Source organism: Streptomyces sp. JN8, assembly GCF_055808075.1.
On sequence record NZ_CM147852.1, the window covers coordinates 99,283 to 111,331 of the forward strand.

A 12,049-nucleotide genomic window follows, 5' to 3' on the forward strand; every position below is an offset into this window, starting at 1 on the left:
CGGGCCCGACACCGGCGGCCCGGCGGGAACACCGCTGCCGGAGGGGAAGAGAGGAGGCCGGATGTCCTCGCCTACCGGTTCCGACCGGCTGCTCCGCGGCGCGGTGCGGCACACGGCGGGCACCACCGCGGCGCTGCTGCTCTGCTCGGTCGCCGGAGCGGCCTGCTCCCTCGCGGTCCCCGCGGTCGCCGGCGGGACCCTGGACCTGCTGCTCCGCGACCGGCCCGGGGCGGGGACGTGGCTGCTGTGGGCCGGCGTACTGCTCGCGGCCGAAGTGCTCCTGGAGACCGGCTCGGTCCTGCTGACACAGCTCACCAACGCCCGCGCCGCCGCCTGGATACGGCTCCGCGCCCTGGACGGCCTCCTCGGCACCGCGCCCCACCGGGCGGCACCCCATTCGGGCGGCGACGTCGCCGCCCGGCTGTGCGTCAACGCCACCGACGGAGGCACGGCCCCGGCCGCCCTCGCGACCGCGGTGTCGTCCGTGCTCGTGCCCCTCGGCGCACTCGTCGCCCTGGCCCTCATCCACCCCTGGACCGCCGCGGTCTTCCTCGCCGGTCTCCCCCTCCTCCTGCTGCTGCTCCGCGCGTTCGCCCGCCAGTCCTCCGACTCGGTCGGCCACTACCAGCGGGCCCAGGGCGCCGTCGCCGCCCGACTGGCCGAAGCGCTGGGCGGCGCCCGCACCATCGCCGCCGCCGGCACCACGCGGCACGAGGAGGAGCGCATCCTCGCCCCGCTGGCGGAGATGACACGGCACGGCACCCGCATGTGGCTCGTCCACGGCCGCGCCGTGGCCCGCAGCGGCGTCCTCCTCCCCCTGCTCACCACGGCCGTCGTCGCGGTCGCGGGGATCGCGCTCGCCGCCGGCGAGGTCACGGTCGGCGGGCTGCTCGCCGCCTCCCGGTACGCGGCGCTCGCCGCCGGGATCGGAGGCATCGCGGCACCGCTCGGCACCCTGGTCCGAGCGCGCGGCGCGGGACGCCGCACCGCCGAACTCGCCGACCTGGCGCCGATGCCGCACGGCTCCGCGGCCCTGCCGCCCGACGGGCCCGGGGATCTGGTGCTGTGCGGCGTGGGGGTGACGCGCGGCGGCGTCCCGCTGCTCACCGACGTGACGCTCACGATCGACGGCGGGTCGACGGTCGCCGTCGTGGGCGGCTCGGGGGCGGGCAAGTCCACCCTGGCCGCCGTCGCGGGCCGGCTGACCGACCCCGATGCCGGGAGTGTCCGTCTGGACGGCGTCGAACTGGCCGCACTGTCCCGTGCGGAGCTGCGCGGGGCGACCTCGTACGCGTTCGCGCGTCCCGTCTTCGACGGCGGGGCCACTCCGACGATCGGCGCCTCGCTCTCCGCCGGGGTGGGGCCCTCCCGGAGCCCGGCCACGCCGACGAGCGTCCGGGAGGCCGCGGCGGCCGCCTGCGCCGACGCCTTCGTCCGGCGTCTGCCGCTCGGCTACGACACCCCGGTGGACGAGGCCCCCCTCTCCGGGGGCGAGGCCCAACGTCTCGGCCTGGCAAGGGCGTTCATCGGCGGCGGCCGTCTGATGGTCCTCGACGACGCCACGTCGAGCCTGGACACGGCCACCGAACGCCAGGTCCAGACCGCCCTCGCCACCCCGTCGAGGTCGTGCACCAGGCTGATCGTGGCCCACCGGGTGTCCACGGCCGCACGGGCGGACCTGGTCGTCTGGATGGAGGCGGGCCGGGTCCGGGGGTCCGGACCGCACAGCCTGCTCTGGCGGGAACCGGAGTACCGCGCGGTGTTCACCCCGGAGACCCGGATCGCGGACCCCCTGAGCGGGACCGCCGAACCGGACGCCCCGCGCGGTCCCGCCCCGCCGGATCCTCCTCCGGAGGACGGCGGCTCCGGTGGCCTGGAGTCGTCCTCGGCCGTCCGGGGGACGGGGGCGGACCGATGACGCCCGCGCCGGGCACCGGACGGGCGCAGGCACCGCGGGGCGCGGCTGCCACCGCCACCGCCACCGAGGCTGACTCCACCCGGCGCGTCACGGCCTGGCTCGGCTCCCTCCTCATGTGCCGCAAGGGCGTCCTGGCGAAGCTGGCGGCCTGGTCGGCCGCCGAGTCCGCGCAGACGTTCCTCGGCGGATACTGCGTGGCCCGCTCCCTCGACGACGGATTCCTGAGGGGAACGCCCTCGACCGGTCTCCTCTGGCTGGCGGGGGCCGCCGTGGCCATCCTGCTCGGCGCTCCCGTCGTCCGCGGCGTCTTCGCCCAGCTCCCCCACCTCACGGAACCCCTGCGGGACCAGCTCGTACGAGGGTCGGTGGTACGCGCCCTGCGCACCGCCACGACCACGGTCGGCGGCTCCGGGGACCCCAGCGCGGTGTCCCGGCTGACGAGTCAGACCGAGATCGCCCGGGACAGCTTCGCCGGGCTGGTGCTCGCCGCCCGCTCCTTCGTCTTCGTCGCCGCGGGGGCCCTCGTCGGCCTGCTGTCGCTCGCCCCGCAGTTCCTGCTCGTCGTGCTTCCGCCCCTGGTCCTGGGCCTCGCCCTGTTCGCGGCCTCCCTGCGGCCCATGGCGCGGGCCCAGCACCGGTACCTCGACGCGGACGAGGCCGTCGGCCGGCGCGCCGAGACCACGCGCACCGCCCTGCGGGACGTCGTGGCCTGCGGTGCCCAGGAGGCGACCGCCGCGCAGAACCGCCGCGCCGTCGACGAGGCGGCCGCGGCCCAGCGCGCCCTGGCCCGCTGGGCGTCCGTCCGCACGTTCTCGGTGGCGACGGCGGGGCAGCTGCCGGTCCTCCTGCTGCTCGTCGCGACGCCGTGGCTCCTCCGTCAGGGCGTCACGGCGGGCGCCGTGGTGGGTGCGCTCACCTATGTCCTCCAGGCGCTCCTGCCCGCGCTGCACACCCTGATGACCGTCCTGGGCGCGGCGGGAGCACGGCTCTTCGTCGTCCTCGACCGCCTCACCCGGCCGCTGCCCCCGCTCCCTCCCCCGGCCTCCGCCGCCGTCCCGCCCGGCCCGCGCCGTACGGCCCGGACGGCCGCGGCACTGGAGCTGTGCCACGTGCGCGCCGCGTACGGCCCCGGCGCACACCCGGTGCTGGACGCGCTGGAACTGACCGTCGGGCAGGGGGAACACCTCGCCGTCGTCGGCCCGAGCGGGATCGGCAAGTCGACCCTGCTGCACGTCGCGGCGGGCCTGCTCACCCCCGAGCGGGGCGACGTACGGCTCTTCGGGCGTGCCGTCGCCGCGTGCCCGCCGTCGGAACGCACCTCTCTGCGTGCGCTGATCCCCCAGGAGGCGTACGTCTTCACGGGCAGCCTGCGGGAGAACCTGCGGTACCTGCGGCCCGATGCCGACCAGGCCTCCGTCGACCGGACCGTGGAAGCGCTCGGCCTGGCACCGCTCGTCGAGCGGGCGGGCGGGCTCGACCGCACGCTGACGCCCGACGCCCTGTCCCTCGGCGAACGCCAGCTGATCGCGCTGGGGCGCGCCCACCTGGCCCCCGCCCCGCTCCTCCTGCTGGACGAGGCGACCTGCCACCTGGACCCCGTCGCGGAGGCCAGGGCCGAGCGGGCCCTCGGTGCGCGGCCGGGGGCCCTGGTCGTGGTCGCCCACCGGTTGTCGTCCGCGCTCCGGGCCGACCGGATCCTCGTCCTCGACGGCACCCGGGCCCGGCACGGAACGCACGACGAGCTGCTCGCGCGTTCCGGTCTCTACCGTGATCTGGTGGGGCACTGGAACCAGGGTCGGGAGTGAGGGGGCGGCGCCCCGCGGCCACCGCGGGCGTGCTCAGGTCCAGCCGGCGCCCTGGGCGATCCGGATCGCGTCCACGCGGTTACGGGCACCGACCTTCCGGATGACGCTCGCCATGTAGTTGCGGACCGTGCCCTTGGTCAGGAAGAGCGTCGCGGCGATCTCGGCGACCGGCGCTCCGTCGGCGGCCAGCGAGAGGACGCTCAGCTCACGCCGGGTCAGGGGCATCTCCGCGGCCTGGAGGAACCCGAGCGCGAGCGTGTCGTCGATGTACCGCTCTCCCTGAGCCAGACGGTGCACGGCCTCCAGTAATCGGTACTTCGGGGCGTTCTGGTCGACGAAGCCGCTCGCGCCCGCGGCATGGGCCCGCCGCAGCACCCCCGGCCGCTGGCCTGCGACGAGGGCCAGCAGGGCGGGACGGACACCCGGCCCCTCGCCCGAGGACGGTGCGGCTGCGGTCACGGGCCGCAACCCCGAGGACGGCAGACACGCGGCGTCCGCCACGTACACGTCGGGTTCGGACACCTCCGTCGCCGGGCCGTGCGGCCATCGGGGCAGCGAGGAGACCACCGCGACCCCGCCCGACCTGAGCATCTCGACCAGCGCGGTCCGCAGCAGCTGCGCCTCGTAGACCACCGTCACGCGTATCATTCCCACCCCTTCGGTTCTCCGCCGTGCCAGGAGTGCACGACGCGAGCCATCACCCCCACCCCTCTGCCCTTGCCGCCCCGGGCGGAACACAGCACCGGGTGCACAGGGGGCGCACTCCGGGGCGCCTCGGCCGGATCCGGTGCGTCCCGCCGAAGGCGAAGCAGGCCGACGGCCTGCGCCGCCGGCCGCCCCGAACGGGGAATGTCCGGATCGCACCCGTGCGGCGCGCGGGGGCGGGTGTGCGCCCCGGGGGTCCTGTGGGCGGGCCCGCCAGGCTGTTCGACGTGAGGCCCGCCGGCCGCGGGTCGCCCGTCTGTGCGCGCCTGCTCCTCCTGGAGGGCATCGCCGGCTGACGGCCTCCCGCGCCGGGCGCGGGTCCGGACGCCCCCGCGCTGTGGTCGGTGGGCGTCCGGGGGTCGGCCGCGGCGGGCCGGGGGTGCGCCTAGGCGAACGTCGCGCCCCAGGTGATCGGGCCGACCAGGCCGTCCACGGTGAGGCCCTTGCGGGACTGGAAGGTGCGGCAGGCCGCGTCGGAGCCCGGGCCGTACTGGCCGTCGACGGTGAGGGCGAAGCCGTGGGCGGTGTTCATGCGTTGCTGCCAGGTGGCCACGCTCGCGTGCACGGTGGCCGGGGACTGGCGGAAGGTGACCCCGGGGTACGGCAGGGGGCCGCCGCCGGGATTGACCTCGCCGCTGACGACCCGGGCGTACAGGGCGGCCGGGCATTCCGTCGCGTGGTGGTCCCGGTGACCGGTGATGGCCTGGGCGGCTCCCCCGGACGAGCGCAGACGGTTGATGCCGTAGCGGACGGCGTCGATCAGTTGGCTCGTGATGGCGTCGTAGTCGCCGCTGGTGCCGCCGGTCAGCGCGCAGACCGCGTACCAGTCGTCGTTGCCCTGCGTCGTGCCCTGCGCCGCCGTGCGCACGTACTCGCCACGGCCCTGGAAGAGGTAGCCGTGGACGCAGGCGAGGTGGCTGTAGGCGATGTCCGACCAGCCGTTCGCATCCATGTGGTAGTTCTGGATGCCTCGCACCTGAGCGGCGCAGTCGGCGTGGTCGGCCCTGGCCACCTTGACGGCGTCGACGTGGTGGACGACCACGCCGCCCTGCGCGGGGGTGATGTTGCCGCTGGTGCTCCGGGCCGCTCGGGCGCCCCACTGGGCGCGGGTCACGAAGGTGGCCATCAGCGGTGCTCCCCACGGGCCGTGGCGCACTCGACGGCGGCGTTGAGCGGTTCGGCGTGCGCGGTGCGGGCGGCCTCGGGGCCGTAGACGGCGCCGGGGTCCCGGGGGTGGGTCACGGGGGCCTGTCCGCGCTCCGTCGGCGGAAGGGGGCTGGAGGCCTGGGCGGCGCCCGCCTGGACGACGGGCAGTACCAGTGCGCTGCCGACTGCCGCGCGCAGCGCGACGCGGCGGGAGAGGTCCTGGGTCAACTTTGCTCCAGATGCGGTGAGTTGGTGAAGCCGCTCGGATGGTCGAGTGATGCGTGCCCCGGTCCGTGCGGTCGGGGCTTCCAGGGTGCGCACGGCACCCCTCTCCGGCGGTCGCGACATGCGGGCGCGGGAGATCACGTCGCCCGCATGCGCCTCCGGAGCCGGTGTCGCCTGCTGCCGAGCGGTGCGTTCGGCGGAGGGCGTCAGGTCCGGCTCCGGAGGCCGGCGACCCGTCGTGGGGCCGGCGCGCGTGCGGATCGCGAGGTGGGTCAGCAGCCGCCGCAGTTGTAGAAGGTCACGTCCCAGTGGTTGCCCTCGTCGGCGTAGACGTTGCCCGCGCCGGACTTCCACTGCGGTGCGCCGTCGCCGCGGACGCCGATGTACGTGAACGTGTTCTTCACGTAGTTGGTGAGGCAGGTCGCCTTGCCGAAGTCGAGCTTGTAGCCGTTCCAGTGGGAGTAGGTGCCGCTCGCGTGGCCGGTCTCGGTGCCGCCGGTGATGTTCAGGGCGCAGCCGCTGGCGCTCTTCAGGGTCTGGGCGCCCTGGGCGGTGGCGAGGTTGAGCTGGTCGAAGGACGTGCAGGTGGCGACGTTGCGGTTGGAGCAGCCGCCGGACGAGGACCAGGTGATCCCGGAGGAGCGGAACATCGAGGTGGCCGTGGCGTGGCTGATCTTGGTGACCGCGTGGGCCTCGCCGGCGGCGGTGAGGACGCCGACGCCGGGTGCGAGGAGTGCGCCGAGGACGAGGGCCAGCGCTGTCAGGACGGACCGGATTCTCATGCTGATTCTCCTGTCTGACGGGTGGGGGTGGGGCGGTCCACCGGCACGGATCACACGTGTGGAGCACGGACCGGTGGCCGCCGGGGTTCGCTGCCCTCGTCCCCCGTGGACGCGACGCGGCACACGTGTGCCGACCCGGGTTCCGATCGCACGCCTGTCGGCTCCGCCGGCCTCGACAGACTCCCTCCCCCGGGGGAGGGCGGACCGCCGCGGCCGTGTTCCGTGCCGGCTCGACCGGCAGGCGTACGGTAGGAAGGGGGGCGGGCGCCTGGACATGGACGGAATGTCGATCCGCTCACGGGCGGCTTCGACTGTTCAGCCCTGTTGGGGGACGGCGTTGCGGTGTCTCCGCTGATGGGGCGCGGGGGTGCCGACCGCTCGTGCCGTCAGTGCGAGCCAGAGGTCGATCCGGTCCTCAGCGCGGTCCTGCTGTCTTCCCGTCAGTCTGGCCACTTTCTCGATGCGGTTCTGGACCGTGTGCCGGTGCAGGCCGAGCCGGGTGGAGGTCTCCGCCCAGGAGCCGTTCGTCTCCAGCCAGACACGGAGCGTCTCGGTGAGTTCGCCGACGGGGTCGGCGGCGTCGAGCGGGGCCAGTACCGTGTCGGCGAAGGCCGCCAGTGTCGCGGGACTGCCCAGGCTGAGCAGGAGTCTGACGGACCCCGCCTCCGAGGCGCTGACGGGGCGTCCCAGCTCCGCGCTGGAGGAGAGCAGCGCGATGGCCTGCCGGAGGGAGAGGGCCGCGTGCTGGGGTGCGACCGCCGGACCGATCCCCGCCGGGCGGCCCGGCGCGAACCGGCCGAGCACGGCCGTCGTGTCGAGTTCCTCCGAGACGACCATCTCGACGGTGTCGCCCGTCACGCGGGCGAGTCCCCCCGGCACCGCCAGGGCGAGGTCCGCCGCGAGTTCGACCGGTTCGCCGGCGGCCCGCACCGCCACGGCCCGGACGGTCGCGGAGGGGACGTCCGCGGTGCGCAGCAGGGCCCGTGCCTGGTCCGCCGTGACGTCCGTGTGGAACAGCCTGGCGAGCAGGGCCGCCCGGCGACGGCGCTGCGGCTCGTCGGCCAGGTGGCGGCGTTCCAGTTCGACGGAGAGCAGCGAGACGAGGACGCTGATCAGCAACCGGGCCTCCGGTGAGTCCGCGTCGAGGAGGACGAGGAAGCCTCGCAGGCGCGTGGTGCCGAGCGGCTGCACCACGAGTTTGCCGCACGGCAGGTCCGCACCGCCGCTTCCCCGCAGCCCGTGCAGGGAGACGGTGTCGATGACGGGTGCGGCGTCGGTCAGCAGTTTCTGCCCGTCGGTTCCGGCGGAGCCGAGGAGCCGCCCCGAGGGGTCGCATACGGCCACGCTCGAGTTCACCGCCTGGAACCAGGACGAGAGCAGCCCCGTCAGCCCGTCGTGGGAGGCCGCCGCCGACGACAGGCGGCGCTGTGTGCGCAGGGTGCGCTCCAGCAGGCGACGCTCCTCGGCCGCGCGCGCCCCGAACACCGCCTTGGTGATGGAGGCGAAGGAGACGCTCGCGGGCGCGGTGAGCAGGGGCATTCCGAGGTGCTCGGCGTGCCGGCTGAGGGCGTCCGGCACCGACTGCAGGGGCAGTCCGGGGCCCACGCCCACGATGAGGGCGGCGGCTTTGCCCGAGGTGAGTTCTTCGACGTACGCCGAGCAGTCGGACGCGTCCGCCGACAGCAACAGGCCGCTGGTCATGACCACTTCGGCGCCTTCGAGCCAGGAGGCCGGGCGGGTGTTCTCGGTCGCGTGCGCAGCCTCGACCACTCTGCCGAGGCCCGAACCGCCGGCCACCAGGCGCAGACGCAGGGAGGGAATGGCCAGCAGATCGCGAACGGTGAGAGGCATGGGACGCATGGTCCAGGAAGGGACTCCGCCTGTCGACCGTATGTCCAGGCCCGGGCGGTGAACGTTCCGCGTCCTGGCCACCGGGAACGCAGGAGGGGCGCGCGGCTCGTCGGCCGCTCCCCGCGCGGTGGCCGCTTGCTCCCCGCACGGTGGCCCGCCGTTCCCCGCACGGCTCGTCGGCCGCTCCCCGCGCGGGGAGCGGCCGGCGACGACCGGGCCTGTCAGGAGGCGGGGCGGGACATCCTGCCCTGCCGTTGGACCCGGTCCACGGCGGACACCGCGTACCAGCACGCGGCCGGTGCCGCGGAATCGCGGTAGACGGCGTGCTTCCCGCCGGGCACCACGGCGACGAGGGTGCCGCTCCCGCGGTCGGGGCGGTGCCCTGGCCTGCCGGGGAAGCGGTGGACCGCGTACTGGAAGGGGGTGTCGCCGCGGCCGTGGGTGCGTGCGGTGATGTGCAGGGTGGCGGCGCCGGTGCCGGCCTCCCGCCGGACCTCGACGGTGGGCGGGGCCGGGAGCGGGCCCTTGTCCAGCCGGGCCGGGAGCGGGCCGAGGACGGGCTGCCCCCAGTGGGCGAGTCGCATGGCCGCGAAGTCGCCCACGCGATCCTCGCGGACGTCCTTGGCGCTGAAGAAGAGGTCGCCGCCGATCTCGGGGATTGTGGCGTTCAGCGTCAGGTGGCGCGTGAGTTCCCCGCCGTCCTGCCAGGGAGCCGGCTGTCCCGCCGCGCCCGACTTGTAGACGGCCTGCCCGATCCACAGTTCCGTGTCGGTGTCGCGTACCACCTCGGCCCACCAGGGTGCGAGGACGGCGTAGTCGGCCACGGGCAGTCCGATGTGCCAGTACACCTGCGGCGCGATGTAGTCGAGCCATCCCCGCTCGACCCAGCCCCGGGTGTCGGCGTGCAGGCCGTCGTACGACTGGAAGGCGGCGGTGGCGGAGCCCCGGGCGTCCGTGGTCGCGTTGCGCCACACCCCGAAGGGGCTGATGCCGAAGAGCGCGTCCGGACGCACGGCGCGTACGGCGTCCCGCATCTCACGGACCATGAGGTCGACGTTGTGGCGGCGCCAGGCGGCCTTGTCGGCGTGGTCCGCGCCGTACGTACGGAACGTCGCGTCGTCGGGGAAATCGGAACCCGCCACCGGATACGGGTAGAAGTAGTCGTCGAAGTGGACGCCGTCGATGTCGTAGCGCCTGACGGCGTCGAGCATGGCCTCCTGGCAGAAGCGGCGCGCGGCCGGCACACCGGGGTCGTAGTAGAGCTTGCCGCCGTAGGAGACGGTCCACTCCGGGTGGGTGCGGGCCGGGTGCTCGGGAACCAGCGCGGCGGGGTCGGGCTGCATCGAGACGCGGTACGGGTTGAACCAGGCGTGGAACGCGAGGCCGCGGGTGTGGGCCGTCTCGACCATGAAGGCCAGCGGGTCGTAGCCGGGGTCCTGGCCCTGCGTTCCGCTGAGCCACTGCGACCACGGCTCGAAGGGCGAGGGCCAGAAGGCGTCGGCCGTCGGACGGATCTGGACGAACAGGGCGTTGAATCCCCAGGCGAGGGCGTCGTCCGCCAGCCGCGTGAACTCCGCACGCTGGGCGGCGGCGTCCAGGCCGGTGCGCGTGGGCCAGTCGATGTTGACCACGGACGCGATCCACATGCCCCGCATCTGTCGTTCGACGGGCGCGAGGGAGTCGGTGGGGGGAGCCGCGGCGTGGGCCGTCATGGACGGCAGGGCCGTGGTGCAGCCGGCCGCCGCGATGGCGGCGAGCACCGTGCGGCGACCGGGGGCGGGCAGGGGCGTGGAACCGGCGGTGCGTTTCGGTGACATGCGGGCCTCCGCGGGCGAGGTGGCGACAGGGGTGGCGGACGAACACCGCCCTGTCCGGGATCGTGGCGCGGCCAGGACGGGCGCGTGCTGTCCCCCTGGACCGGACGGTCCGCGCGGTCGCCGCCGACAGCCGGGCCGCCACGAGGGCGGCGCGGATCGGGTCGCGGTGGACGCGCCGCGGCCCATGCTCGCCCTCGCCCTCCCGCGGCGGCAACAACCCTTTGTCCAGCCCGGCGGGGAAGGCCTGGACATCGTGTCGATCGTCTCCTCACCGGCCGGAACCTACCGTGTCGCCGCGGCCTCGTCACCGGCGCGCGCCCGCGGCGCCCGCCCCTCCGGTCGCGGTCGTCCTCGGACCGCTGCGCGGCCCGTCGTCTCCCCGTCGACAGCACGGCCCGAAGGAGGAACGTGTGGGACGAGGGCCGATTCAGGGGCGGCTCGGAGCTGCTGGCCGGGAACTCGGGGCCGTTACCATGTGGGCCCCGCCCCGGCACCGGCATCGGACTGGGTCGCACCGGAGCTACGAGAGAGCGGCAGGAAGACCGTGACAGCCGAGAACCGTGGGCGACGCGACGACCCGACCCTGCCTCGGGCGGTGCTCCACCGCTGGTCGGAAGCCCGTCACTTCGACGACGTCGTCCTCAGAGGCACGGCGTGGTCGGACGGCGCCCTGCGCCTGGAGTCCGTCCAGGGCGACGAGACCTTCGTGGACCAGCACGGTCACGCCGCCCTCGGATGGCAGTACGCGACCTGCTCGACCGGCTGGCGCGAGCTGCCGTTCCCGGCCGAGGAGCTGATCCCCTCGTGGACGGCGCTCACACCCGCCGGGACCCGCCTGATGGTCAGGCTGCGCGTACGCGACGCGGAGGGGGACGTCTCTCCCTGGTACGTCATGGCGCACTGGGCTTCGGGCGACGAGGTGGTGCACCGCACCACCGTGCCCGGCCAGGCGGGCCCGTTCGGAGCGGTGGACGTCGACGTGTTCGTGGCGGCACCCGGCCGTCCCGTACGGGCCTACGAGCTGGACGTCCGGCTCGCGCGGACCCGCGACGCCTCGGAGGGGCCCGTCGTGCGGGCCTTCCACCTCGCCGCCTCGTCGACGCCTCCCGACCACCGACAGCCGGTGAGCGGTCCCGCCGGAGCGTGGGGCACGGTCCTCGACGTCCCGCGGCGATCCCAGGAACTGCACACCGGCCACAGTCCGCAGTGGGACGGAGGCGGGGAGGCCTGGTCGGCCCCGGCCTGCACCTCGATGCTCGTCGAGTACTTCGGGCACGGTCCGGCCGACGCGGAGATGACGTGGATCGACCCGGCGGACACGGCGCCGCAGGTCGACTTCACCGCACGGGCGGTCTACGACTACGCCTACAAGGGGTGCGGCAACTGGGCCTTCAACGCCGCCCATCCCGCTCGCTACGGGCTCGACGGGATGGTCACGCGGCTGCGTTCGCTGAACGAGCTCGAACGCTTCATCAGCGCGGGCATCCCGATCGCCACGGCGCAGAGCTTCCGCATCGGCGAACTCGCGGGCGCGGGCTTCTCACCGGCCGGCAGCATCAAGATCGTCTGCGGTTTCACGGCCGACGGGGACGTGGTGGTCAACGACCCGCTGTCGGCCACCGACGAGGAGGTGCGCCGGATCTACCCGCGCGGGGAGTTCGAACGCGTCTGGCTGTCGGCGTCCGGCGGTGGCGGCGTGGTCTACCTCGTCCACCCCCGCGAGCTGCCGCTGCCGGCCAACGTGCCGGGCCTCGAACCCAACTGGTAGTCCCGGGGTGGGCCCGGGTCGACGGCCGGTGC

The 12,049-nt window shown here is 74.8% G+C and carries 8 protein-coding genes and 1 pseudogene; 3 read left to right on the forward strand and 6 right to left on the reverse strand.

Annotation, left to right across the window (positions count from 1 at the left end; all coding sequences use genetic code 11):
- The first annotated feature begins 61 nt into the window (after positions 1–61).
- Positions 62–1,918, forward strand: a complete 1,857-nt coding sequence (locus ACY0MR_RS00495) for an ABC transporter ATP-binding protein (protein WP_473558174.1) — start codon at positions 62–64, stop codon at positions 1,916–1,918.
- Positions 1,915–3,723, forward strand: a complete 1,809-nt coding sequence (locus ACY0MR_RS00500) for an ATP-binding cassette domain-containing protein (protein WP_473558177.1) — start codon at positions 1,915–1,917, stop codon at positions 3,721–3,723. The genes ACY0MR_RS00495 and ACY0MR_RS00500 overlap by 4 nt, the downstream gene beginning before the upstream one ends.
- A gap of 33 nt (positions 3,724–3,756) precedes the next feature.
- On the opposite strand, the gene ACY0MR_RS00505 is transcribed toward ACY0MR_RS00500, so the two are convergent.
- The 6 genes and pseudogenes from ACY0MR_RS00505 to ACY0MR_RS00530 form a co-directional block, all read right to left on the reverse strand.
- Positions 3,757–4,371, reverse strand: a complete 615-nt coding sequence (locus ACY0MR_RS00505) for a LuxR C-terminal-related transcriptional regulator (RefSeq protein WP_388805578.1) — start codon at positions 4,369–4,371, stop codon at positions 3,757–3,759.
- A gap of 442 nt (positions 4,372–4,813) precedes the next feature.
- Positions 4,814–5,554 (reverse strand): peptidoglycan recognition protein family protein, encoded by a 741-nt coding sequence (locus tag ACY0MR_RS00510; RefSeq protein WP_473558181.1) that lies wholly within the window; start codon positions 5,552–5,554, stop codon positions 4,814–4,816.
- Complete coding sequence (locus ACY0MR_RS00515; protein ID WP_388805575.1) at positions 5,554–5,802, reverse strand: hypothetical protein; 249 nt, start codon at positions 5,800–5,802, stop codon at positions 5,554–5,556. The genes ACY0MR_RS00510 and ACY0MR_RS00515 overlap by 1 nt, the downstream gene beginning before the upstream one ends.
- Positions 5,803–6,071: 269 nt before the next feature.
- The gene (locus ACY0MR_RS00520) at positions 6,072–6,581 is read right to left on the reverse strand and encodes a hypothetical protein (protein ID WP_388805572.1); all 510 of its coding nucleotides are present in this window, start codon (positions 6,579–6,581) and stop codon (positions 6,072–6,074) included.
- Positions 6,582–6,896: 315 nt separating this feature from the next.
- Positions 6,897–8,432: a PucR family transcriptional regulator gene (locus tag ACY0MR_RS00525; protein WP_403314710.1), complete on the reverse strand. Its 1,536-nt coding sequence runs from the start codon at positions 8,430–8,432 to the stop codon at positions 6,897–6,899.
- Between the two features lie 566 nt (positions 8,433–8,998).
- A pseudogene (locus ACY0MR_RS00530) lies at positions 8,999–10,144 on the reverse strand (glycoside hydrolase family 10-like protein); the annotation flags it as partial.
- A gap of 649 nt (positions 10,145–10,793) precedes the next feature.
- Between ACY0MR_RS00530 and ACY0MR_RS00535 the strand changes: the two are divergent.
- Entirely contained in the window at positions 10,794–12,017 is a 1,224-nt protein-coding gene (locus ACY0MR_RS00535) for a C39 family peptidase (RefSeq protein ID WP_451060599.1), read from the forward strand.
- Positions 12,018–12,049: the final 32 nt, after the last annotated feature.